Origin of the sequence: Sapientia aquatica, assembly GCF_004358105.1 — a bacterium.
Taxonomy (GTDB): Bacteria; Pseudomonadota; Gammaproteobacteria; order Burkholderiales; family Burkholderiaceae_D; genus Solimicrobium; species Solimicrobium aquaticum.
Window position 1 is genome coordinate 1 of the sequence record NZ_SMYL01000010.1, and the last position, 22,796, is coordinate 22,796.

At 47.6% G+C, this 22,796-nt stretch carries 26 protein-coding genes; 23 read left to right on the plus strand and 3 right to left on the minus strand.

Annotation, left to right across the window (positions count from 1 at the left end; all coding sequences use genetic code 11):
* The first annotated feature begins 237 nt into the window (after positions 1–237).
* From E2I14_RS19985 to E2I14_RS15525, 16 genes are all read left to right on the plus strand, one after another.
* Positions 238–432, plus strand: a complete 195-nt coding sequence (locus E2I14_RS19985) for a hypothetical protein (protein ID WP_406675716.1) — start codon at positions 238–240, stop codon at positions 430–432.
* A 40-nt stretch (positions 433–472) separates the two neighbouring features.
* Positions 473–2,827, plus strand: coding sequence for a lysozyme family protein (locus E2I14_RS15455; protein ID WP_133330167.1), 2,355 nt, complete (start codon positions 473–475; stop codon positions 2,825–2,827).
* Complete coding sequence (locus tag E2I14_RS15460; RefSeq protein ID WP_133330169.1) at positions 2,824–3,543, plus strand: hypothetical protein; 720 nt, start codon at positions 2,824–2,826, stop codon at positions 3,541–3,543. The genes E2I14_RS15455 and E2I14_RS15460 overlap by 4 nt, the downstream gene beginning before the upstream one ends.
* A gap of 20 nt (positions 3,544–3,563) precedes the next feature.
* Entirely contained in the window at positions 3,564–3,884 is a 321-nt protein-coding gene (locus E2I14_RS15465; RefSeq protein WP_133330171.1) for a hypothetical protein, read from the plus strand.
* Positions 3,881–4,600: a hypothetical protein gene (locus tag E2I14_RS15470; RefSeq protein ID WP_133330173.1), complete on the plus strand. Its 720-nt coding sequence runs from the start codon at positions 3,881–3,883 to the stop codon at positions 4,598–4,600. The genes E2I14_RS15465 and E2I14_RS15470 overlap by 4 nt, the downstream gene beginning before the upstream one ends.
* A gap of 337 nt (positions 4,601–4,937) precedes the next feature.
* The gene (locus E2I14_RS15475) at positions 4,938–5,651 is read left to right on the plus strand and encodes a hypothetical protein (protein ID WP_133330175.1); all 714 of its coding nucleotides are present in this window, start codon (positions 4,938–4,940) and stop codon (positions 5,649–5,651) included.
* Positions 5,652–5,672: 21 nt separating this feature from the next.
* A complete protein-coding gene (locus tag E2I14_RS15480; RefSeq protein ID WP_133330177.1) occupies positions 5,673–6,002 on the plus strand; it encodes a hypothetical protein in 330 nt (109 codons plus the stop codon).
* Positions 5,999–6,718 (plus strand): hypothetical protein, encoded by a 720-nt coding sequence (locus tag E2I14_RS15485; protein ID WP_133330179.1) that lies wholly within the window; start codon positions 5,999–6,001, stop codon positions 6,716–6,718. The genes E2I14_RS15480 and E2I14_RS15485 overlap by 4 nt, the downstream gene beginning before the upstream one ends.
* 20 nt (positions 6,719–6,738) lie before the next feature.
* Positions 6,739–7,056, plus strand: a complete 318-nt coding sequence (locus E2I14_RS15490) for a hypothetical protein (RefSeq protein ID WP_133330181.1) — start codon at positions 6,739–6,741, stop codon at positions 7,054–7,056.
* Complete coding sequence (locus tag E2I14_RS15495) at positions 7,053–7,778, plus strand: hypothetical protein (RefSeq protein WP_165967863.1); 726 nt, start codon at positions 7,053–7,055, stop codon at positions 7,776–7,778. Before E2I14_RS15490 ends, E2I14_RS15495 begins: the two co-directional genes overlap by 4 nt.
* A gap of 89 nt (positions 7,779–7,867) precedes the next feature.
* Positions 7,868–9,346, plus strand: a complete 1,479-nt coding sequence (locus E2I14_RS15500; RefSeq protein ID WP_133330185.1) for a lysozyme family protein — start codon at positions 7,868–7,870, stop codon at positions 9,344–9,346.
* Positions 9,343–10,065, plus strand: coding sequence for a hypothetical protein (locus tag E2I14_RS15505; RefSeq protein WP_133330187.1), 723 nt, complete (start codon positions 9,343–9,345; stop codon positions 10,063–10,065). Before E2I14_RS15500 ends, E2I14_RS15505 begins: the two co-directional genes overlap by 4 nt.
* 20 nt (positions 10,066–10,085) lie before the next feature.
* Complete coding sequence (locus E2I14_RS15510) at positions 10,086–10,403, plus strand: hypothetical protein (protein WP_133330189.1); 318 nt, start codon at positions 10,086–10,088, stop codon at positions 10,401–10,403.
* Positions 10,400–11,122, plus strand: a complete 723-nt coding sequence (locus tag E2I14_RS15515; RefSeq protein ID WP_165967864.1) for a hypothetical protein — start codon at positions 10,400–10,402, stop codon at positions 11,120–11,122. Before E2I14_RS15510 ends, E2I14_RS15515 begins: the two co-directional genes overlap by 4 nt.
* Positions 11,123–11,142: 20 nt before the next feature.
* Positions 11,143–11,463, plus strand: coding sequence for a hypothetical protein (locus E2I14_RS15520; protein WP_133330193.1), 321 nt, complete (start codon positions 11,143–11,145; stop codon positions 11,461–11,463).
* A complete protein-coding gene (locus tag E2I14_RS15525; protein WP_133330195.1) occupies positions 11,460–11,990 on the plus strand; it encodes a hypothetical protein in 531 nt (176 codons plus the stop codon). Before E2I14_RS15520 ends, E2I14_RS15525 begins: the two co-directional genes overlap by 4 nt.
* 350 nt (positions 11,991–12,340) lie before the next feature.
* Here the strand turns inward: E2I14_RS15525 and E2I14_RS15530 are convergent, their stop codons facing one another.
* Positions 12,341–14,413 (minus strand): M13 family metallopeptidase, encoded by a 2,073-nt coding sequence (locus E2I14_RS15530; RefSeq protein WP_133330197.1) that lies wholly within the window; start codon positions 14,411–14,413, stop codon positions 12,341–12,343.
* A gap of 299 nt (positions 14,414–14,712) precedes the next feature.
* Here E2I14_RS15530 and E2I14_RS15535 point away from each other — a divergent pair, with 299 nt between their 5' ends.
* The 7 genes from E2I14_RS15535 (at position 14,713) to E2I14_RS15565 (ending at position 21,066) form a co-directional block, all read left to right on the plus strand.
* On the plus strand, positions 14,713–15,264 hold the full coding sequence (locus tag E2I14_RS15535; RefSeq protein WP_133330199.1) for a DUF2975 domain-containing protein: 552 nt from the start codon (positions 14,713–14,715) through the stop codon (positions 15,262–15,264).
* Complete coding sequence (locus E2I14_RS15540; protein ID WP_133330201.1) at positions 15,264–15,512, plus strand: helix-turn-helix domain-containing protein; 249 nt, start codon at positions 15,264–15,266, stop codon at positions 15,510–15,512. Before E2I14_RS15535 ends, E2I14_RS15540 begins: the two co-directional genes overlap by 1 nt.
* A gap of 255 nt (positions 15,513–15,767) precedes the next feature.
* A complete protein-coding gene (locus E2I14_RS15545) occupies positions 15,768–16,430 on the plus strand; it encodes a response regulator transcription factor (RefSeq protein ID WP_133330203.1) in 663 nt (220 codons plus the stop codon).
* Positions 16,423–18,231 (plus strand): sensor histidine kinase, encoded by a 1,809-nt coding sequence (locus tag E2I14_RS15550; protein ID WP_165967865.1) that lies wholly within the window; start codon positions 16,423–16,425, stop codon positions 18,229–18,231. The genes E2I14_RS15545 and E2I14_RS15550 overlap by 8 nt, the downstream gene beginning before the upstream one ends.
* A 279-nt stretch (positions 18,232–18,510) precedes the next feature.
* Positions 18,511–18,741: a hypothetical protein gene (locus E2I14_RS15555; RefSeq protein WP_133330207.1), complete on the plus strand. Its 231-nt coding sequence runs from the start codon at positions 18,511–18,513 to the stop codon at positions 18,739–18,741.
* 173 nt (positions 18,742–18,914) lie between these two features.
* Positions 18,915–19,193: a hypothetical protein gene (locus tag E2I14_RS15560; protein ID WP_133330209.1), complete on the plus strand. Its 279-nt coding sequence runs from the start codon at positions 18,915–18,917 to the stop codon at positions 19,191–19,193.
* Positions 19,194–19,440: 247 nt separating this feature from the next.
* Complete coding sequence (locus tag E2I14_RS15565) at positions 19,441–21,066, plus strand: methyl-accepting chemotaxis protein (RefSeq protein WP_133330211.1); 1,626 nt, start codon at positions 19,441–19,443, stop codon at positions 21,064–21,066.
* On the opposite strand, the gene E2I14_RS15570 is transcribed toward E2I14_RS15565, so the two are convergent.
* The gene (locus E2I14_RS15570) at positions 21,055–22,200 is read right to left on the minus strand and encodes a VanZ family protein (RefSeq protein ID WP_133330213.1); all 1,146 of its coding nucleotides are present in this window, start codon (positions 22,198–22,200) and stop codon (positions 21,055–21,057) included. The genes E2I14_RS15565 and E2I14_RS15570 overlap by 12 nt on opposite strands.
* Positions 22,179–22,793, minus strand: coding sequence for an ABC-type transport auxiliary lipoprotein family protein (locus E2I14_RS15575; protein ID WP_133330215.1), 615 nt, complete (start codon positions 22,791–22,793; stop codon positions 22,179–22,181). The genes E2I14_RS15570 and E2I14_RS15575 overlap by 22 nt, the downstream gene beginning before the upstream one ends.
* Positions 22,794–22,796: the final 3 nt, after the last annotated feature.

A 22,796-nucleotide genomic window follows, 5' to 3' on the forward strand; every position in this document is an offset into this window, starting at 1 on the left:
ATCCGGCGTCAAAGGTTCATGAACTTACGCCAAGACTATGGAAACAACACTTTGCCGCAAATCCGCTGCGATCGGATTTGCATGGAGTTACTTGATCATTTAGTATTTATGGTGGGTAATCGGTTACAAACGGACATGCTTTTAATTGGACATGGATAAGTGATTAAGTTGAATCGGTAAATTCAACTTAACTCGCCTCAAGCCTCAAATATCCACATCACCGCCAAAAACAACGTTCTGGTCAACGGCGGCGGCAGCTTCACCGAATGGAGTGCCAACGGAATCAAAAGCGGAACCAAAGGAACGTGGACAGAACATGCCGCGGCACACACGTCGCTGGGGCCGTTGAGTAGGCCTGTGGAGTTGCCAGAATTACCGCGCAAATCCATCTCACCAGAACAAATCGGGCAGCGCGTCGGTCTATCCAAGTGAGCGACTTTCGCGTGACATTATTGATCTAGTAAGGTAACCCATGATTATTAGCCCACCATTTTTACCCGCCACAGGCAACCTAACGGAAGAGGCGTGGTTAGCCTCCGCAATGCCCCTGCCGATTTCCTTTAACTCGCTGGATGTACCCGAAGGCAGTTACCCAATTGGTAACCTCATGCTATGGCACAACGGCATCCACCTATCATCGACGAGCATTGGCGCGTTTAAAACTGCCTGCGCGGTCGCTGATGGCGAATTGATCTTTGTCCGAGAACCAACGCCGAGCAATACCAATAAAGACGATCCGCTGAACTACAATTCAACTAGCGATCATCCTAGCTGGACCGATACCGGGATGGTGATTATTCAACACACAACCGAGATCGGCAGCAGCGACACCGAAGCGACCAGCATCACCTATTACAGCGTTGTGATGCACCTGAGCACGATTCAACACATTGACGTACCAGCGGTCGCCGCGACCAAAACCAGCAAAGCCCAAGCCGCCAGCACACGGCTACTCAACGTAGGTGACAAGATTCGCCGCAAAGATCCGTTGGGCGAAGTAGGATTAGTCGAAGGACATCGGCAGATACACCTAGAAATTTGCTGCGACGAGACGAATCTTAAAAAAATCATCGGCCGTGACCCCGCGTGGCAATCACCCACCAAAGCACCCACCGCGCACGGCCGCACCGATGCCGTCTTTGGCAGCACATATATTTACGTGCCCGCCACCGCCCCGATGGACACAACAGAACCAAAATCCGTCACCCGAATCAACAACCCAACTAGCACCATCGGCAAGCCGATCTGGGTAGAAATCCACTACCAGCAACGTAGCTGCACGCTACGCACCTACGACGACGTTGGCACACTACTTGGGCAGCGCAGCGACACAATCCATGACCTTACTATGTTCGATATTTCCGTCGATAGACATAACACGCTAACTGACACGGCACAGGCGCAAAGCAGTCCCAACGGTTGGTATAGCCTGCTGCGCTTTGGCCGTAATCTGAGCGGCGACAAATTACCTGCCGATGCCGCCCATTGGCGCAAGATCAACACCAGCGCTACCTCTGAGGCTTGGGTTGATCTGGCCTACAGCGGATGCTACGCGTTCAGTGATGCTGACTTTCTGCCACTCTTTGGATGGAACTGCATCAACGACGACCCAAGCCCTGACGACCAACGCTGCGATTCGCCGCAACTGCGCAAATGGCTAGCCGACAAAGACGACCCGACTGGCGCCAATATCAAACTCAACACCGACGCCAAACGCGCCAAAGCACGGCGTTTGATTAGCAAGTTTCCGACCGAATGGGACAAAGCAAGCATTCTAAACCGCTACGGTTTTGTGAAAGAATTACCCGGATTGAAAGACAACCCCGAATCGTGGGAATTATTCAAAGCCCACGCGCTAGCAGTCTGCTGCGACGGCTTACCCAAGGCCTATTTAGACGCGCAATGGCATTTCGATCCACGCGAATTTATCCGCCACTTCCGCCAATGCGGATGGCTGAGTCGCAGTGAGATTGTGCAATTGATTCCTGAGAAAGCGGTGCGTAAAGCTAAATCGGAATGGGTGAGTGAAAAGGTACCGATGAACCTAATCGCGACAGAACTATGGGCGAATCGTTTGCGTGAACTTAATCGTTCCAATCGGCAGTTCGGCATTAACACACCTCGACGTTTAGCAGCGTTCTTTGCTAACGCATTGCAAGAAACTGGATGGCTGGTGGTAATGCGTGAGAACAGCGATTCAGATGGTAACAAAGCTGCATATTACTTTCCTTGGGATGGTCGCGGTTATCTTCAACTCACTTGGCCATCAAACTACATCAAATATTTTAGGTTTCGAGGCAATGTGATTTCTAAGGTAGATGAAGCTACTTTGGCCCGAGCCCATAAAGCGGCGCGAGATGATCTCAAAGATAAAAATACAAAAGATAAATTACATGATACGAACTTAAAAGATGACAAAGGGGGAAGTGTGACCATTGATAAAGAATTTCGAGATCTTCGTGATGGTATCGTTAAAATCCCTCCTGAAGATAATCCTACCGACTTAGCTCTAACTTCGGGAACATATTGGGCTTGGAGCAAAGCGTCTCAATATGCCGACATCACGAGCGAGAATGTTCGCACGACCATTACCACCGATAAAAAAGAGAGTCTGACTTACTACACCCACGAGGGCTTCGGCAGCGTGGCAGCTACAGTCAATGTAGGCCGACCAGTTACTGATTACAGCAGAATCAACGGTGTTCAAGCACGCTTTCAAGCATATTCGGTCGCGCAAGTCGTTCTGTTTGATACACCTGAATTCCCCCACTCCGACGGTAAATTTTATCCTCTACCCGAGGGCATCACTTTAAGGAAATCAACATGAATCGTGTGCTAATAATTTTATTTTTACTTCTAATTAGTATGAATGTTTTTGCTCAGGAGAAGATGGCAACCTGGGAATTTTACAACGAAGATTATAAAGAAAGAGGTGGAAGGTATACCGGTCCAGGGATTGCCTATCTGGATTTGATTAACTGTTCGGTAAAATTGGAGCTGCTCAGCAATGAGTACATTATTTATACCTACCAAAGGAGCGGTGGTCTGATGCTTATCCATCAAATAAAGACAAAGTCTGAAAACTATAGTAAAAATTTAGGCTTAGGTTGTTATGTAGGTAAAAGTTTAGAAAGAATAAAAAAAGATTTCACCCGTCCTGATGGCACCTATGGAATGTCGGAAACGCATCGTCAATGGGGTGAGGAAAATGAGGTTAAGGTTGGAGTGAAGCTTTTCAAAGGGGCGACATGGCAAGGGGTCGGCAACGTTCAGGATATCACTACCGGAGAATACCCTGCGCGTTATATATTTGTGTGTCTTTTCAGTACCGCAACAAAGTTACCGCAAGCCCTATGCTACTACCGATTAGGCCTGCCGTTTAAACCAAAAACTAAAGCAGACACCTTCAAATACGTTACCGACATTTTTGAGCGCATCACCTTTATCGATCACGATCAACTTCCACCGGATTCGCCAGCGATACCACCAAAGCCAGTGGAGCCTTCTCCTGCCGTGCCCGCCGATTCCGTCCAGTCTGAATAGACCTTATGGGGTTTAACTATATGTCTCGCGGCACTGCATATTGGGCGTGGAGCAAAGCGGCGCAATATGCCGACACCACGAGCGAGAATGTCCGCACGACCATTACCACCGATAAAAAAGAGAGTCTGACTTACTACACCCACGAGGGCTTCGGCAGCGTGGCAGCTACAGTCAATGTAGGCCGACCAGTTACTGATTACAGCAGAATCAACGGTGTTCAAGCACGCTTTCAAGCATATTCGGTCGCGCAAGTCGTTCTGTTTGATACACCTGAATTCCCCCACTCCGACGGTAAATCTTATCCTCTACCCGAGGGCATCACTTTAAGGAAATCAACATGAATCGTGTGCTAATAATTTTATTTTTACTTCTAATTAGTATGAATGTTTTTGCTCAGGAGAAGATGGCAACCTGGGAATTTTACAACGAAGATTATAAAGAAAGAGGTGGAAGGTATACCGGTCCAGGGATTGCCTATCTGGATTTGATTAACTGTTCGGTAAAATTGGAGCTGCTCAGCAATGAGTACATTATTTATACCTACCAAAGGAGCGGTGGCCTTATGCTCATCCATGCAGTAGGAAAGAAACCGAGAGATTACACTTTGAATTTAGGCCTAGGCTGTTATACAGGTGTAGACCTTGCCGACATTAAAAAAGAGTTCACCCGCCCTGATGGTAGTTATGGAATGTCGGAAATGCATCGGCAATGGGGTGAGGAAAATGAGGTTAAGGTCGGAGTGAAGCTTTTCAACGGGGCGACATGGCAAGGGGTCGGCAATGTTCAGGATATCACGACCGGAGAATACCCCGCGCGTTACATATTTGTGTGTCTTTTCAGTACCGCAACAAAGTTACCGCAAGCCCTATGCTACGACCGATTAGGCCTGCCGTTTAAACCAAAAACTAAAGCAGACACCTTCAAATACGTTACCGACATTTTTGAGCGCATCACCTTTATCGATCACGATCAACTTCCACCGGATTCGCCAGCGATACCACCAAAGCCAGTGGAGCCTTCTCCTGCCGTGCCCGCCGATTCCGTCCAGTCTGAATAGACCTTATGGGGTTAAACTATATGTATCGTGGCGCTGCATATTGGGCGCGGAGCAAAGCCGCATAATATGCCGATACCATTAGCGACAATGTTCGCACGACTATTACCACTGATAAAAAAGAGAGTCTGACTTACTACACCCATGAGGGTTTTGGCAGTGTGGCAGCGACCGTTAATGTAGGCCGACCAGTTACGAACTACAGCAGTATCAACGGTGTTCAAGCCCGATTCCAGGCTTATTCCGTTGCACAAGTTATCTTGTTCGATGCCCCTGAATTCCCTCATGCGGATGGAAAAAATTACGCACTGCCAGAAGGAATTACTTTAAGGAAAATATTATGAAGCAAATATTAGTAATTGTATTTTTACTTTTCACTGAAATTATTGCTCATGCAGAAGAGAAACTAGCAACATGGGAGCAATTCAGAAGTAATCTCGAAGGTGGGATTTTTAGCGGACCCGGCGTTGTGTACATGAATTTAGGAAACTGTGCTGTAAAAATTAAGTTGCTCGACAATGAAACAACCCCTTATGTGTATGGCAGGATAAGCGGAATACGAATCGATCACGGCTACGGAAAAGATCCTAAAGGGACGATTATGAACCTAGGTCTAGGATGCTATACCGGTAAAGATCTTGCAGACATTAAAAAAGAATTCACCCGCCCTGATGGCAGTTATGGAATGTCGGAAATGCATCGGCAATGGGGTGAGGAAAATGAGGTTAAGGTCGGAGTGAAGCTTTTTAAAGGGGCGACATGGCAAGGGGTTGGCAATGTTCAGGATATCACTACCGGAGAATATCCTGCACGTGACATATTTGTGTGCCTTTTCAGTACAGCAACAAGGGTACCGCAAGCGCTATGTTCTGACCGATTAAGTTTCGCGTTTAAACCTAAATTTAAATCGGATACATTTAAGTATGTTACCGACATTTTTGAGCGCATCACCTTCATCGATCGCGATCAGCTCCCACCCGATTCGCCAGCGATACCACCAAAGCCAGTGGCGCCTTCTCCCGCCGACCCAGCCAATTCCGTTCAGTCTGAATAGACCTTGTGGGGGTTGAACTATATGCCTCGCGGCGCTGCATCCGGCGCCTATTGGTCATGGAGCAAAGCCGCGCAATATGCCGACACCACGAGCGAGAATGTTCGCACGACTATTACCACCGATAAAAAAGAGAGTCTGACTTACTACACCCATGAGGGCTTTGGCAGCGTGGCAGCTACTGTCAATGTGGGCCGACCAGTTACTGATTACAGCAGAATCAACGGGATTCAAGCGCGCTTCCAGGCATATTCGGTCGCGCAAGTCGTGCTGTTTGATACACCTGAATTCCCCCACTCCGACGGTAAATCCCACCCTTTACCTGAAGGCATTACTATAAGGAAACCATCATGAAACGCATATTAATAATGTTAGCTTTGTTTTTTAGCGTGGCAAGTGCGCACTCTATTGAAAAAATGGCGAGGTGGAATTTCTCTGACGGAAATAATAAAGAACTAGGAGGTCGGTATACCGGTCCAGGGATCGCCTATTTGGATTTAATCAAATGTTCGATAAAGATTAATCTGCTCAGCAACGAGCAAATTATTTATACCTACCAAAGGAGCGGTGGTCTGATGCTCATCCATCAAATAAAGACAAAGTATGAAAACTATAGTAAAAATTTAGGCCTAGGCTGTTATACAGGTGTAGACCTTGCCGACATTAAAAAAGAGTTCACCCGCCCTGATGGTAGTTATGGAATGTCGGAAATGCATCGGCAATGGGGTGAGGAAAATGAGGTTAAGGTTGGAGTGAAGCTTTTCAAAGGGGCGACATGGCAAGGGGTCGGCAACGTTCAGGATATCACTACCGGAGAATACCCTGCGCGTTACATATTTGTGTGTCTTTTCAGTACCGCAACAAAGTTACCGCAAGCCCTATGCTACGACCGATTAGGCCTGCCGTTTAAACCAAAAACTAAAGCAGACACCTTCAAATACGTTACCGACATTTTTGAGCGCATCACCTTTATCGATCACGATCAACTTCCACCGGATTCGCCAGCGATACCACCAAAGCCAGTGGAGCCTTCTCCTGCCGTGCCCGCCGATTCCGTCCAGTCTGAATAGACCTCATGGGGTTTAACTATATGTCTCGCGGCAATGCATATTGGTCATGGAGCAAAGCCGCTCAATATGCCGACACCACGAGCGAGAATGTTCGCACGACTATTATCACCGACAAAAAAGCGAGTCTGACTTACTACATCAACGAGGGTTTTGGCAGTGTAGCAGCGACCGTCAATGTAGGCCGACCAGTTACGAACTACAGCAGTATCAACGGTGTTCAAGCCCGATTCCAAGCATATTCGGTCGCGCAAGCGGTCCTTTTTGACACTCCCGAATTCGCCCACGCCGACGGTAAATCCTATCCTTTACCCGAAGGCATTACTATAAGGAAGCCATGATGAAACGCATATTAATAATGTTAGCTTTGTTTTTCAGTGTGGCAAGTGCGCACTCCATTGAAAAAATGGCGAAGTGGAATTTCTCTGACGGAAATAATAAAGAACTAGGAGGTAGGTATACCGGCCCAGGGATTGCATATTTAGATTTAATCAAATGTTCGATAAAGATTAATCTGCTCAGCAACGAGTACATTATTTATACCTACCAAAGGAGCGGTGGACTTATGCTCATCCATGCGCTAGGAAAAAAACCTAAGGATTACACTATGAACCTAGGTCTAGGCTGTTATGCAGGAAAAGACCTTGATGACATTAAAAGGAATTTTACTTTGCCCGATGGTCGTTATGGACTTTCAGAAAGTTTTAGAAAATGGGGCGAAGACAATACGGCGAAAATCGCAGTGAAACTTTTTGATGGCGCAAACTGGAAAGGTGTTGGTAATGTTGAGTACCTTTACACAACTGACTTTCCCGGACGTTATACCGAATTCTGCATCTTCAGTGCGACAACTAAAACGCCGCAGGCACTATGTAATGGGGACGCTTGGAATTTTCCGTTTAAACCCCAAAGAAAATCAGACACGTACCAATATACCTACGATATTTTTAAACGCATTACCTTCATCGATCACGATCAGCTCCCACCCGATTCGCCAGCAATACCACCAAAGCCAGTGGATCCTTCTCCCGCCGACCAAGCCAATTCCGTTCAGTCTGAATAGACTTTGTGGGGGTTGAACTATATGCCTCGCGGCGCTGCATCCGGTGCCTATTGGTCATGGAGCAACGCGACACAATCCATCACCTTACTATGTTCGATATTTCCGTCGACAGGCATAACACGCTAACTGACACGGCACAGGCGCAAAGCAGTCCCAACGGGTGGTACAGCCTACTGCGCTTTGGCCGTAATCTGAGCGGCGACAAATTACCTGCCGATGCCGCCCATTGGCGCAAGATCAAGACCAGCGCCAACTCTGAAGCATGGGTTGATCTGGCCTATAGCGGATGTTATGCGTTCAGTGATGCTGACTTTCTGCCACTCTTTGGATGGAACTGCATCAACGACGACCCAAGCCCTGACGACCAACGCTGCGATTCGCCGCAACTGCGCAAATGGCTAGCCGACAAAGACGACCCGACCGGCGCCACTATCAAACTCAATACCGACGCCAAACGCGCCAAAGCACGGCGTTTGATTGCCAAGTTTCCGACCGAATGGGACAAAGCAAGCATTCTGAACCGCTACGGTTTTGTGAAAGAATTACCCGGATTAAAAGACAACCCCGAATCGTGGGAATTATTCAAAGCCCACGCCCAAGCAGTCTGCTGCGATGGCTTACCGAAGGCGTATTTAGACGCGCAATGGCATTTTGATCCACGCGAATTTATCCGCCACTTCCGCCAATGCGGATGGCTGAGTCGCAGTGAGATTGTGCAATTGATTCCTGAGAAAGCGGTGCGTAAAGCTAAATCGGAATGGGTGAGTGAAACGGTTGGATTGCGTATAACAGCCAGCAAACTATGGACAGATCGTTTGCGTGAACTTAATCGCTCAAATCGTCAATTCGGCATAAATACACCGCGGAGGTTAGCAGCATTCTTTGCTAACGCATTGCAAGAAACTGGGTGGCTTTTTTTAATGCGCGAAACCAGCGATCAAAAAGGTAACGAGTCCGCAAGTTATTTTCCTTGGGATGGGCGCGGTTATCTTCAACTTACTTGGCCAGCAAACTATATCAAGTATTTTAGATTTCGAGGCAATGTAATTACTAAGGAAGATGAGGCGACATTAGTTCGGGCCCACAAAGCGGCTGTAGATGATCTCAAAAATAAAAATACAAAAGATAAATTACATGATACGAACTTAAAAGATGACAAAGGGGGAAGTGTGACCATTGATAAAGAATTTCGAGATCTTCGTGATGGTATCGTTAAAATCCCTCCTGAAGATAATCCTACCGACTTAGCTCTAACTTCGGGAACATATTGGGCTTGGAGCAAAGCGTCTCAATATGCCGACACCACGAGCGAGAATGTTCGCACGACCATTACCACCGATAAAAAAGAGAGTCTGACTTACTACACCCACGAGGGTTTTGGCGGTGTGGCAGCGACCGTCAATGTAGGTCGACCAGTTACGAACTACAGCAGTATTAACGGTGTTCAAGCACGCTTTCAGGCATATTCGGTCGCGCAAGTGGTTCTCTTTGACACTCCCGAATTCCCCCATGCCGATGGAAAAAGCTATCCGCTACCCGAAGGCGTCACTTTAAGGAAATCAACATGAACCGTACTCTGATAATTTTATTTTTGATTTTAACCACATCATGTGCGTACGCTGACGAAAAGTTAGCCAAATGGGAGTTTGATGACCCAGCGAGAAAAGAATTGGGAGGACGCTACTTCGGCACAGGGACTATCTACTTAGATTTAATCAAGTGCTCGATCAAAGTGAACCTACTTACCAATGAATATGTTCACTATACGTTTGGCAAAAGTGGCGGACTAATGCTTATTCACCGAATCAAAACAAAGGCAGAAAATTACACCAAAAATCTAGGGCTGGGTTGCTATACAGGTAAAGACCTTGATGATATTAAAAAGGACTTCACTCTTGCAGATGGTAGTTACGGATTATCAGAAACCTTTAAAAAATGGGGAGAAGAGAATACGGCAAAAATCGCAGTTAAATTTTTTAAAGGGGTAAATTGGCAGGGTGTTGGTAACGTGGAATATCTATACACTAGTGATCATCCGGGTCAATACATTGACCTTTGTCTGTTTAGCGACAGCACAAAGCCCCCTCAGGCTTTATGCAATGCAGGTCCATGGAATTTCACCTTCAAACCTAAATTTAAATCGGATACATTTAAGTACATTACCGACATTTTTGAGCGCATCACCTTTATCGATCACGATCAACTTCCACCGGATTCGCCAGCGATACCACCAAAGCCAGTGGAGCCTTCTCCTGCCGTGCCCGCCGATTCCGTCCAGTCTGAATAGACCTCATGGGGTTTAACTATATGTCTCGCGGCAATGCATATTGGTCATGGTGCAAAGCCGCTCAATATGCCGACACCACGAGCGAGAATGTTCGCACGACCATTACCACCGATAAAAAAGAGAGTCTGACTTACTGCAACCACGAGGGCTTCGGGAGCGTGGCAGCGACCGTCAATGTAGGCCGACCAGTTACAAGCTACAGCAGTATCAACGGTGTTCAAGCCCGATTCCAAGCATATTCGGTCGCGCAAGTGGTTCTCTTTGACACTCCCGAATTCGCCCACGCCGACGGTAAATCCTATCCTTTACCCGAAGGCATTACTATAAGGAAGCCATGATGAAACGCATATTAATAATGTTAGCTTTGTTTTTTAGCGTGGCAAGTGCGCACTCTATTGAAAAAATGGCGAGGTGGAATTTCTCTGACGGAAATAATAAAGAACTAGGAGGTCGGTATACCGGTCCAGGGATCGCCTATTTGGATTTAATCAAATGTTCGATAAAGATTAATCTGCTCAGCAACGAGCAAATTATTTATACCTACCAAAGGAGCGGTGGTCTGATGCTTATCCATCAAATAAAGACAAAGTCTGAAAACTATAGTAAAAATTTAGGCCTAGGCTGTTATACAGGTGTAGACCTTGCCGACATTAAAAAAGAATTCACCCGCCCTGATGGCAGTTATGGAATGTCGGAAATGCATCGGCAATGGGGTGAGGAAAATGAGGTTAAGGTCGGAGTGAAGCTTTTCAAAGGGGCGACATGGCAAGGGGTCGGCAACGTTCAGGATATCACTACCGGAGAATACCCTGCGCGTTACATATTTGTGTGTCTTTTCAGTACCGCAACAAAGTTACCGCAAGCCCTATGCTACGACCGATTAGGCCTGCCGTTTAAACCAAAAACTAAAGCAGACACCTTCAAATACGTTACCGACATTTTTGAGCGCATCACCTTTATCGATCACGATCAACTTCCACCGGATTCGCCAGCGATACCACCAAAGCCAGTGGAGCCTTCTCCTGCCGTGCCCGCCGATTCCGTCCAGTCTGAATAGACCTCATGGGGTTTAACTATATGTCTCGCGGCAATGCATATTGGTCATGGTGCAAAGCCGCTCAATATGCCGACACCACGAGCGAGAATGTTCGCACGACCATTACCACCGATAAAAAAGAGAGTCTGACTTACTGCAACCACGAGGGCTTCGGGAGCGTGGCAGCGACCGTCAATGTAGGCCGACCAGTTACGAACTACAGCAGTATTAACGGTGTTCAAGCACGCTTTCAAGCATATTCGGTCGCGCAAGTCGTGCTTTTTGATACACCTGAATTCGCCCATGCCGACGGGAAAAATTATCCTCTACCCGAGGGCATCACTTTAAGGAAATCAACATGATCCGTACTCTGATAATTTTATTTTTACTTTTAACCACATTATGCGCGCACGCTGATGAAAAATTAGCCAAATGGGAGTTTGATGACCCATTGAGAAAAGAATTGGGTGGGCGATACTTTGGCCCTGGAATTGCCTACTTAGATTTAATTAAATGCTCAATTAAAGTGAGCTTACTCAGCAATGAATATGTTCACTATACGTATCATAAAAGCGGTGGCCTTATGCTCATCCATGCAGTAGAAAAGAAACCGAGAGATTACACTTTGAATTTAGGTCTAGGATGCTACACCGGCGGTAGTTTAGAAAGAATAAAAAAAGATTTCACCCGTCCTGATGGCAGTTATGGAATGTCGGAAACGCATCGTCAATGGGGTGAGGAAAATCAGATAAAAGTCGGAGTTAGACTTTTTAAACGAATAACATGGCAAGGCATTGGAAACGTCAAAAATATCGTTGACTTCGAATTTCCAGGACAATATACCGAATTTTGCCTATTCAGTACCACTACCAAAACGCCTCAGGCCTAGTGCAATGCAGATGCTTGGAATTTTCCGTTTAAGCCTCAAAGAAAATCAGACACATACCAATATACCTACGATATTTTTGAGCGCATCACCTTTATCGATCACGATCAACTTCCACCGGATTCGCCATCGATACCACCAAAGCCAGTGTATGCTGATTCCCCCGCGGCTGCCCAAACCTCAGAAGCTGATTGAAATAAACATATGAAATTTAAGTCGTGATTCTGCTTAGATAAATTTGGAACGCATTGGAAAAACTGACTTCCATTGATTCGAAATAAGCGATGCTTTATAAACTTCCAACATGCATCAACCAAGGGCGCCCACTAGGGACGCCCCAATGCTTTTCAGCATTACCAAATATTCACCCGCGCATTGGGCGCTAAATACAGTTTTTGCGTTGGTTGCACATCAAATGCGTCATACCAAGCATCTAGATTGCGTGCCGTCAACGCACGGTATTGCGCTGGGGCGTGGCCATCGCCGATGATGGCCGAGCGTAGGACTTCGTCGCGCATTTTGGAGCGGTATTTGTAGGCATTGGCGGCGAAGAATTCTTGGTCTGCTTCTTTACTTGGCGTTTTGCCTTGCTGTTTTTGCGCTAGGTGGAAGGCTTCCAACGCTGCGGTTAACCCGGTTAGGTCGGCGATGTTTTCGTCCAAGGTCTGTTCGCCGTTCACTGCTAAATCAGGGAATGGTTTGTAGGTGGAAAATTGTTCGGCCAACGCTTTGGCGGACGTTTGGAAATGTAGCAAATCGTCTTTGGTCCACCAATTACGCAATTCACCTTTGGCATCAATCATTGCGCCGGTATGGTCGAAGCTGTGGCTGATTTCGTGGCCGATGGTTGAGCCAATTGCGCCGTAGTTGGCGGCGTCGCTAGCGTTGAGGCCGAAGTTTGGTGCTTGTAAATACGCGGCGGGGAAGTTGATCGCGTTTTGCATAGGCATGTTAACGGCGTTGACGGTTTGCGGTGTCATGCACCATTCGGTGACATCGACTGGTTTGCCGAATTTGCCGATTGCTTGCTGGTAGGCGAATTGTTGCGCGCGCTCGACGTTGCCAAATGCATCGTCGGCGTGAACTGCTAAGCCCGAATAATCGTGCCATTTATCGGGGTAGCCGACGCCGACATAAAACGAGCCAATTTTTGCCAATGCTTCTTTTTTAGTGCTGGGCGACATCCACGCGATATTGCGCACGCGCTCTTTAAAGGCGGCTAATAAATTGGCGACCATGCTGTTAATCTTGGCTTTGGCCTCAGGTGAAAAATGTTGTGCGACGTAGAGCTTGCCGACTTCTTCGCCCAACGCGCCATTGGTGGCACTTACTGCATATTTCCAGCGTGGTAACGGGGCTTTGGCGCCGGTTAAGGTTTGGCTGAATTTAAATTTTTGATCGAAGAATGCTTGCGGCAACACGTTGGTGTGTTGGTTTAACGCGTGGAATTGTAGGTATTCTTTCCATGTGGTGAGCGGTGTTGAGGCAACCAGCGCGGAGGTATTTTTAAACGCGCTTGGGTGCCACACGATGAAGCTGCTTTGCTTGGCTAAACCTGCGCCAGCGAAATAAGCGTTCCAATTTAAACCTGGCGCTTTTTTGGCGAAATCGGCTTTGCGCCAAGTATTGTCGGCCTTGTCCATGTCGGCGGAATCAGCGCGTTTGACGTGACCTTGCGCGATCTGCATTTCTAAATCAAATACGCGCTTGGCTGCTTGGTCGGGATTGGCAACGTTGGCTAACTTAAACAATGCGGTGATATGCGCTATGTATTGCACGCGAATATTGTCCATTTTGGGGCTGCTGGATAAATAGTATTCGCGATCGGGCAAACCTAAGCCGCCTTGCAATAAATAGCCGGTGTATTTGCTGTGATCATGGAAGCCTTGTGCTACCCACAGGCCGAATAAATTTTCCGTAAAAAAATTGGTCGCGTTGAGCGGATCGACGTCAGCGCGTAAATGCTGCCCAAGGTAGGTGGCTAAGCCAGCTTTGTCGTGCAAATTGTCGATCGCCGCAAGCTGCGGTTTGATCGGATCTAATCCGCGCTGATTAATCGCGTCGGTATTTAAATACGCGGCGTAATAATCCCCCACTTTGCGCGCTGGGCTGCCTGCTGGTGCTTGGGCGGATTGTTCGATGATTTGCAACACGGCGGCGTCGGACTGATCGCGCAACGTGGAGGTGACACCGACGGCGGATTTGTCATTGGGAATCACGGCGCTCGCTGCCCAGCCACCGTTGATGTAACGATAAAAATCATCGCCCGGCGCAACCGATTTATCCATGCCGTTATCGGCCTGCTTGCTTGATTCGGATGTGGTGTCGATGTCAATGGCATGCGCCAGCAACGCACTTGCTGGGAGTGCCAATAACAAGGGAATCGAGATGGCGGCGATGGATTTTTTTAGTTGAGGAAGTCGCATGGGGTAGCTCCTATTGTTGTTTTGTTGAACATGATTTATTGAAAACGATGATGAAGTTTCGCTTCAAAACGGGCGGCGTAACCTTTTCTTGTGGAAATATTACGGAGTTTTCCTAAAGGATAAAACTATGACACGGTAATTGTTAAAAGTGTTGGGCGGCAACATCTTTTCGATGGCTTGCGGGAGCTAAAATTTCCCCAAGGAATAATTTCTACGCTACTATTGCTACCATAAAACATTAATGTTTTTATTAATGTTTAAAAATAAATTATAGTTGCTTCGGAAGCACAAAAATATCCATGTCTAGTCCAATCTTTACGTTAAGCGCGCTGTGTCGCGTGATTCGGTATGGTGTTTGCGCCATATTGTTGACCACTTTAGCCGCCCATTTGTGGATTTGGCTCAATTTGGAAGATGTTAAATTAGGTGTCTTTACCTTCCTAATTCACATCGGTGATCTCGATACGAAAGCGCTGTCAGAATTAGCCCCATCGGAACGATTGGCGACTATTTTAATTTCTGTGCCCGCACTGATTTTCTTGAGCTTTGCCCTGATTCGCCTCATCAAATTGATGCGTTACTTTGAGCGAAAAGAGTACTTCATCATGCCAAGTATTCTGTTGCTCAGAGGCTTTTGCGGCGCGATGTTTATTTACGTGCTGTATTCCATGTTTGAACCAATTATTCGATATTTCGTCTTTGATCTATTAAAATTGCAAAGTAATCAATTATTGGTGTTGCATTTAACCGATTCGTTTGATGAATTGTTGTTGTGTGGCTTGTTTTATGTCATCGCCCGCATCATGGAAGAAGGCCGACGTTTAGCCGAAGAGAATAGCGAGTTCATCTAATGCCTATATTTATTAATCTGGATGTCATGTTGGCCAAGAATAAAGTGAAGTCCAAAGAGCTGGCCGCCTTTGTTGATATTACCGAGCAGAATTTGTCTTTATTAAAGTCGGGAAAAGTAAAAGGAGTGCGCTTCGATACCTTAGAGAAAATCTGCGAGCGTCTTAATTGCCAACCCGGTGATATCTTGGAATACCGCCCAGCAGAAAAGCCGGCAGAAGTAGTGCCAAGCACTGAGGAAAACGGTTAACCATTGAGCGCAACAAAAATGAATTACAACGCGATTGATACCCTTAAAAGTTAGCTTAAGTACGTCTTAATCGCCGACAAATTTTACAAAAAAGGAGCCTAATTTAAGGCTCCTTTTTTTATTCTGTTGTTTTGTTACGTTGGTGAAATGATTGTGCAACAATCATCGATAAAATGGTGCGACAATGCCCGTCAGCAATGTGTAAGTAAATGTTAAATATGGCTTATTTACCCAAACAGGGAATAGAAAAATAACATGGTCACCAAAGTCATTATTGTTGAAGACAACGCTGAATTTCTTGCGCGTTTTAAGAGCGTCATTGAATCCGATCCGGATTTCTCGCTCATCGGCATTGCTACCAACGGCGCCGATGGCATGGCCTTAATCAACGGTCCCGCAGCGGATGCGTATTTGATTGATTTGGGTTTGCCTGATATGAGCGGCATTGAGCTCATTAAATTGGCCGTCAAAACCCATGTCGATTGCGATGTCATGGTCATCACCATGTTTGCCGACGATGCGCATGTCATTCAAAGTATTGAAGCAGGCGCGACCGGGTATATTTTAAAAGACAGTTCCAGCTTGGATATTACGGAGTGCATACGGACGCTGCGCGACGGTGGTTCGCCAATTAGTCCGATGATTGCGCGTCGAATTTTGCAGCGGTTTCAACCGACTGGCGCAGGCACCGCCGAGGTGGTGGCGAATGGTAAACAAAAAAGCATTTTGTCGGAGCGCGAATTTCAGGTCTTGCATGCGCTCTCCAAAGGCTTAAGTTTTAAAGAAATCGCCACTTCCCACCATATCTCCAGCCACACCGTGGCGCGGCATGTTAAGAAAATCTACCGAGTTTTAGCCGTGCATTCGCGCGGTGAAGCTGTCTATGAAGCCACCAAACTGGGCATCCTCAGTGAATAAAATTTTTCGCTTTTTGTTGTGTTGTTTAGTGGTTGTATCTTGCCAAGCCAACGCCGATTCCACCCAAGTTGCCCGCATCAAGACCGCGCAATACATTATTTCTGACTCCGCAACCTTGCCGCCACCGGACGCCAAATGGCAGCCGATTACTTTGCCGCATCACGCGCCTAAACCGACCGAACGCGAGTTGATTGGTTATTGGTACAAAGCCAGCTTTGATGTGGCCGATGCAAAGCAAGATGAATGGGTATTGTTTCAGCAGCTCGTCAGCGGCGGTGAAGTGTATGTCAACGGCGCTCTGATTGGCGAAACACCTTCGGCCAATGAAAAGATCCAGGTACGTTGGTATTTACCGGAATTGTGGCTGATCCCTCCCTCGGCCTTGCACCCTGGCAGCAATGAAATTGAAGTCCGATTTGCTATTCGTGAACCGTTTACTAGTTTCGGTGAAATTGATATTGGCCCCGAAAAGCTGCAACGCGCCACCTACGATCAACTGCTGTTTTGGGAAGATACCAGCGCCGATATTTCCACCGCACTGTGTTTAATCGCTGGCTCCATCATTATCATCGTGTGGATTAGGAGACCGAAAGAAAAGCTCTACGGTCTGTTTGGCCTATGCGTTTTGTTCTGGGGAATCCGCACGTATTTGCTGCGTGAACCGATTGTTTCTACCGATATTTTGCTGTACTGGCGCTGCGGCTATTACTTTGCTACCGCTGGATTTATCGTGTTGATTTCGACCTTTTTGTTGAGTTTTAGCGAAACCTCCAAGCCGATCTTTACCAAAATTTTAATCGCCTATTGGCTCGCCGGCACGGCCGCGTTTTTGATCTTCGGCTTCCAAGCGCGCCATTTTATCGAAACCTATTGGTTGACGGGTTTAATCCCATTTAACTTGTACGCGGTAGCGCATGTGCTCAATTATGCCGCGCGGCAACGCACGCATAATGCGCTGGCGATGGGCTTAGCGATTGTGTTTGCGCTGGGTTTGTCGTTGCACGATTTGGCGGTGCAAGAAGCTTGGGTTTCTTGGCCCGAGATTTATCTCATGCATTTGGGCATACCGGCATTTTTGCTGGTGATGATCGGAATTTTGTTGGATCGCTTTTTGGATTCCTTGGCATTGGTGGAAAACGTCAATGAGCAACTCGAGCGGCGCGTCAATCTGAGAGAACAAGAACTCAAATACACCTACGAACAAGTTCGCAAGCTCGAGCGTGTAAATGCTGCCACCGAAGAGCGTCAGCGCATCATGCAAGACATGCACGACGGGGTCGGTTCGCAATTGTTTTCGACCCTATTGATGGCGCAAAGCGCGCAATTATCCCAGCCAACTTTGGTTGGCATGTTGCAAGAATGTTTGGACGATATGCGTTTGGTGATTGATTCCTTGTCGCCAGACGAAAGCGACTTGCTGCCGGTCTTGGGTAATTTCCGTTTTAGGATGGAAGCGCGTTTCCGCGCGATTGGGTTGAACTTGGAATGGCATCACCGCAATATTCCCGATGCGCTCAACATGGAACCCAACGTTGGTTTGCAAGTGTTGCGGATTTTGCAGGAAGCGTTGACCAATATTTTGAAACATGCACAGGCCAAAAACGTGGTCGTCGAGTTGGTTTCGACCCCGACTTCCTTGCGTATTCGCGTGGCCGATGACGGCGTTGGTTTTGAGATTAAGCCGCAATCGAACGGGCGCGGCGTTGGCAATATGCGCACCCGTGCTCAAAAAATAGGCGCCGAATTAACCATTTCCTCTTTAACACCCGGCACCGAAGTTAGCTTATCGATCGCACTGTAATTACATAAAGAATTGTGAATTACCCAATGATTCAATGGTGTCATCATATTCGCCCTAATCTGTCGTTTTTATACCAACTCCCCACCCGCCAACCCCTCAAAATGCCCTATTTAGGGCATTGAATCTACCGACTCGACTCTGTATTCTTTGCACATGTAGGACGCAGAAGTTATCACATGGGCAGTCGATTTTTTGATCACTATTTACCCTAGCTTGCACATCAAGTTCCATAAATGATGCGTTTTGACCAGCCGGCTAATTCTATTTTTAGAGGCATATATGATTAAGAAAAGAAATCGCAAAGTGACAGATTTACTCGAATCCACCGACATCGTTATCCCCAGCCTTTTGGGCAAAAATTTCCGTATTGAAAATGATCCCAGTGTCTATCAGGTCGTTGGCCTGCGTTGGCGCAGCCAAGAAGTTGTGTTGCGTGAAGAAGCCAGTGAAAAGCTGCGCACGATGATTGGGGATGACTTTTTGAGATTAGCTACTAGAATTGAAGAGTGAGTTTTACTTTGTTCGAGGTGAACTTAACAAAAATAACAGTTAAAGCTGTCATCCAAATCAATGCGATTATCGTTATACGATAAACCAAGTAAATTTGGGTTCCGCCAGATTCTAACTAACGATCTAGAAAACGACCTAAATCCTTTTTGACCAAACTGATAATTGAGACCGTTATGGATATCACTGTTTTTCACCGCGACTTTAAAACCCAACTGCTTGTTATTCGCACAGCTGGCCTGCTGTTTTCGCCCAAGGTATTTTTAAACGGTGTGCAGCTCGTTCGTGGTAACGGTGGTTATTCTGTACACAATGATGCTGGATTCGACGTCACGATTGAGCTCAAAACCAAGTTATTCAATCCGATTCCAACAGTAAAAATTGACGGTGAAGATGTGCATTTGGCTAGTTCAGCAGGTTGGGTAAAAACCGCCTCGTTGAGCCGGGCAGGTTAACTAGTAAGAATTCGCTCTGGCCGATTTCTTCGGCTAGCAACACGGTTATGTGAAGGCGTCCTTGATGGGCGCCTTTTTTATTGGCGCTGTATTGGTCTGTTGATGACGATCAAGGTGATGCCTTGATTTCACATTGAAATGTGACCGCCTCCTTACTATATTCATTACACAAGGGTTAAGTTTCGATTATCTACCTCATTGATTGACCAAGTCGTTTTGGCAACTAATTCACCAACAAGGCCAAGCCATGCGCATTAATACGCCCGTTACTAACGAGGAATATCAGTTAAGTGAACATCAGTCGATAGTCTCGATTACCGACTTAAAAGGGATGATTACTTACGCCAATCCGTATTTCATCGAGGTCAGCGGCTACACCGCCGCAGAATTGATCGGCGCGCCGCACAATATTTTGCGCCATCCCGATATGCCGGCCGAAGGGTTCCGGGACATGTGGGCCACGATTCAATCGGGTCATGTTTGGAACGGCGTGGTCAAAAATCGGCGCAAAGATGGCGGTTTTTATTGGGTGGTTGCTAATGTGACACCGGTCATTGAGAACGGTCAGCCGGTAGGTTACATGTCGGTCCGAACCAAGCCGACCCGCGATCAAATCGCTGCCATGGACGCGCTGTATAAGGAAATCAACGCCGGAAATCCGAATAATTATGCGCTGCGCGAAGGCAATTTAATTCGAGGTGGCTGGCGCGGTAAGCTGTCGCAATTGTCTCAGTTGAGCTTGAAGCAGCGCGTGCGTGGCGCGTGCTCAGGGTTGTTATTAGCGGTTGTCTTGATGGCACTGGCAAGTTGGTTTTCTAGCGGTTTAAGTCCAGCGCTTTCCACTGGATTAAATATCGTGGCTGCTGCCGCGATTGGGCTCACGCTGTGGTTTTGGTATTTCCTCGAAAACGGAATCATCAATCCTTTAAGACAAGCCTTGACCGCCACTCAAACCATGACGGGCGGTGATTTGACCGGTAAATTAGAGACCGACCGTACCGACGATATGGGACATTTTTTGCGTGCCTTGCGTCAATTGAACATCAATTTGCACGGCGTTATTGGCGATGTGCGAGATAATTTTGAATTGATGCGCACTGCGACCCGCGAAATTGCGGAAGGCAATATGGATTTATCGGGCCGGACGGAAGCGCAAGCCGCCTCGTTAGAAGAAACCGCCTCCAGCATGGAGCAACTCGCCGCCACCGTGGAAAACAACGCCCGTCACGCAATCGATGCGAACGCGATGGCGAGCAATGCATCATCCGTGGCGCAATCGGGCGGGCAAATTGTGGACAAAGTCATTGCCACGATAGGCGAGATCAATCACTCCTCGCAAAAAATCGTGGACATCATCGGCATCATTGATGGCATCGCGTTTCAAACCAATATCTTGGCCTTGAACGCTGCCGTGGAAGCCGCGCGCGCGGGGGAGCAGGGGCGAGGTTTTGCCGTGGTGGCCAGTGAAGTGCGTAGTTTGGCGCAGCGTTCCGCTACCGCGGCGCGTGAAATTAAAGAGTTGATCGGCACCTCGGTTGAGCGCGTCGATGCAGGAACGGTGTTGGCAAACAGCGCTGGTTCGACCATGCACGACATCATCGCATCAGTCGATAAGGTGACCGGCATCATGGGAGAAATTTCGCAAGCCTCGCACGAGCAAAGCACGGGCATTAGCCAAGTGAATCAAGCGGTGACGCAAATGGATCAAGTGACGCAGCAAAACGCCGCTTTGGTCGAGCAAGCGGCGGCAGCGACGGCAAGTTTAGAGCAACAAGCCACTACGTTGATGGAAGCGTTAATGGTATTTAAATTAAAACGGCAGTCGAATTATTCGCTCACCAAGAAACCAGCGAGAACTAAATTATTGACGTGATGATGTTTTGGCGGGTGTGTAATGGAGCAAAAACCAAATGGCAATCCACGGCCACGCCAAACATAAAAACTGCGCCGCGCCATTGAAGTTTAAGAATTTACCTTGCACCCAAGTCGATAAAGTGTCGGTAAAGTACGGATTGCTTGGCACAAAATTGACCACGACCAAGCTAATACCTAACATCAAAATCGCCAGATGACGTTGGGCGCGCGGCGTCGTGAAGGCTAAGCCATATAACATTAAACAACCTAGCAACAATCCCGCCTGCGCGCCGGGCGTTACCCATGCATAGGCATTTTCGGGTGAAAACAATAAAGCGGCGGCTAAACTTTTCACCGCCAAATTAACAAAAATCAAAAAAGTAATTAAGCGCGCTTTAGGTGCTTTAGCTTGCAACAAACACAGCAGGATGAGCACCGCGCCGATTAAGCCGCAGCAGGTAATCATGGTCTCCGAGAGCCAATATTGCTCGATGGTCAGCTCTGTGCCCTGGCGAATCAACGCACCCAAATCAATTGGAATATCGAAATAATCGTTGAGCCAGTTCGACAGCGTTGGCACGATTTGTCCTAATCCGAGCATATAGGCTTGCGGATAGATTTGTGCCAACGGCCACAAGGCCACGATGATTAAGCCATTGCTGATATTGGGCACAAACCACCGCACGCGGATTTTTTCTAATAGGTCGCGCTCCAGCAACCAAGGCGTGAGCACGCAGCCCACGATAATGCCGATTGCCACACCCGCGCAGTTGGTGATGAAATCCAGATTTGATGCGACCCGAGTCGGCAAATACGTTTGCACCGCTTCCATGCTGCCCGAGACGAACACGCCGATCACCAGCGCGAAAGTAGCCGCCCAAAAACGCGCTAGCCAAGGATAGCCAGCTAACACCAATAAAATTCCAAGCGGCACATAGCCAATTACGTTGATGCTGACGTCAAACAACGTCCAGTAGCGTGGCAGCGGGGCACTCAGATACGCCAATGGGGATGCACCCAAATCGCGCCAACCGGTGAAGGGAAACCAACTGGCGTACACGATCAAAAACGTATACGCCAGCAGCGCCACGCGAACTAGTGGCGACGATTCATGTTTGATTGGGTGTGGATTTACGGCTGAGTCTGCTTGCATAACCAAACCGTTAAATCGGAAATCAGCGCATCGCTAGCGACTCGCATGGCTTGCGCGCCAGCGGGCGCATCGGGCGCATTGGTGGGCGTTTGTTGCAGCAAATTAGTCTGTGCAATTAACGCATGGCCGCGTAATAACGAGGCGCGCACTTTGACCTGCGCGGTGCTGTGGGCGGAATCGCTAAAATACTGCCCGAAATCGTTTAACTCCAAACGCAGTTGCACCGCGTTCGGCAGCACCATGCCGGGATCGAGCAAGGTTACTCCTTGATCCGCCAACTGTGCTTTGATGCGTTGGCTTAGTAATTGCGTCGGTGGCATGCTCCAGCGATGTGCTGCATAGGCTTGAGTTTGCTGGTCGTTAGCATAGTTAAGTCGGTACAACATCAAATCGCTGTCCAACGCCGAGGTGGTGGTGATCTCGACTAAATTAATCGGTGGCAGAGTGCAGGCTAACTTGGCGGTCGCGCCGCTAGTCACACCAAAATCGTAGCGCGCCACCGGAGCTTGAGTGGTGCTGCAAGCGGCTAGCAACATTGCGCCAGCACAGCATAAAAACACAGTTGGGAAAAATGAAAATGGTTTGGTTTGCATGAT

Coding starts and splice junctions, on each gene's coding strand:
- E2I14_RS15455 (WP_133330167.1), top strand. CDS start 473: ATGATTATTAGCCCACCATTTTTACCCGCCACAGGCAACCTAACGGAA.
- E2I14_RS15460 (WP_133330169.1), top strand. CDS start 2,824: ATGAATCGTGTGCTAATAATTTTATTTTTACTTCTAATTAGTATGAAT.
- E2I14_RS15465 (WP_133330171.1), top strand. CDS start 3,564: ATGTCTCGCGGCACTGCATATTGGGCGTGGAGCAAAGCGGCGCAATAT.
- E2I14_RS15470 (WP_133330173.1), top strand. CDS start 3,881: ATGAATCGTGTGCTAATAATTTTATTTTTACTTCTAATTAGTATGAAT.
- E2I14_RS15475 (WP_133330175.1), top strand. CDS start 4,938: ATGAAGCAAATATTAGTAATTGTATTTTTACTTTTCACTGAAATTATT.
- E2I14_RS15480 (WP_133330177.1), top strand. CDS start 5,673: ATGCCTCGCGGCGCTGCATCCGGCGCCTATTGGTCATGGAGCAAAGCC.
- E2I14_RS15485 (WP_133330179.1), top strand. CDS start 5,999: ATGAAACGCATATTAATAATGTTAGCTTTGTTTTTTAGCGTGGCAAGT.
- E2I14_RS15490 (WP_133330181.1), top strand. CDS start 6,739: ATGTCTCGCGGCAATGCATATTGGTCATGGAGCAAAGCCGCTCAATAT.
- E2I14_RS15495 (WP_165967863.1), top strand. CDS start 7,053: ATGATGAAACGCATATTAATAATGTTAGCTTTGTTTTTCAGTGTGGCA.
- E2I14_RS15500 (WP_133330185.1), top strand. CDS start 7,868: ATGTTCGATATTTCCGTCGACAGGCATAACACGCTAACTGACACGGCA.
- E2I14_RS15505 (WP_133330187.1), top strand. CDS start 9,343: ATGAACCGTACTCTGATAATTTTATTTTTGATTTTAACCACATCATGT.
- E2I14_RS15510 (WP_133330189.1), top strand. CDS start 10,086: ATGTCTCGCGGCAATGCATATTGGTCATGGTGCAAAGCCGCTCAATAT.
- E2I14_RS15515 (WP_165967864.1), top strand. CDS start 10,400: ATGATGAAACGCATATTAATAATGTTAGCTTTGTTTTTTAGCGTGGCA.
- E2I14_RS15520 (WP_133330193.1), top strand. CDS start 11,143: ATGTCTCGCGGCAATGCATATTGGTCATGGTGCAAAGCCGCTCAATAT.
- E2I14_RS15525 (WP_133330195.1), top strand. CDS start 11,460: ATGATCCGTACTCTGATAATTTTATTTTTACTTTTAACCACATTATGC.
- E2I14_RS15530 (WP_133330197.1), bottom strand. CDS start 14,413: ATGCGACTTCCTCAACTAAAAAAATCCATCGCCGCCATCTCGATTCCC.
- E2I14_RS15535 (WP_133330199.1), top strand. CDS start 14,713: ATGTCTAGTCCAATCTTTACGTTAAGCGCGCTGTGTCGCGTGATTCGG.
- E2I14_RS15540 (WP_133330201.1), top strand. CDS start 15,264: ATGCCTATATTTATTAATCTGGATGTCATGTTGGCCAAGAATAAAGTG.
- E2I14_RS15545 (WP_133330203.1), top strand. CDS start 15,768: ATGGTCACCAAAGTCATTATTGTTGAAGACAACGCTGAATTTCTTGCG.
- E2I14_RS15555 (WP_133330207.1), top strand. CDS start 18,511: ATGATTAAGAAAAGAAATCGCAAAGTGACAGATTTACTCGAATCCACC.
- E2I14_RS15560 (WP_133330209.1), top strand. CDS start 18,915: ATGGATATCACTGTTTTTCACCGCGACTTTAAAACCCAACTGCTTGTT.
- E2I14_RS15565 (WP_133330211.1), top strand. CDS start 19,441: ATGCGCATTAATACGCCCGTTACTAACGAGGAATATCAGTTAAGTGAA.
- E2I14_RS15570 (WP_133330213.1), bottom strand. CDS start 22,200: ATGCAAGCAGACTCAGCCGTAAATCCACACCCAATCAAACATGAATCG.
- E2I14_RS15575 (WP_133330215.1), bottom strand. CDS start 22,793: ATGCAAACCAAACCATTTTCATTTTTCCCAACTGTGTTTTTATGCTGT.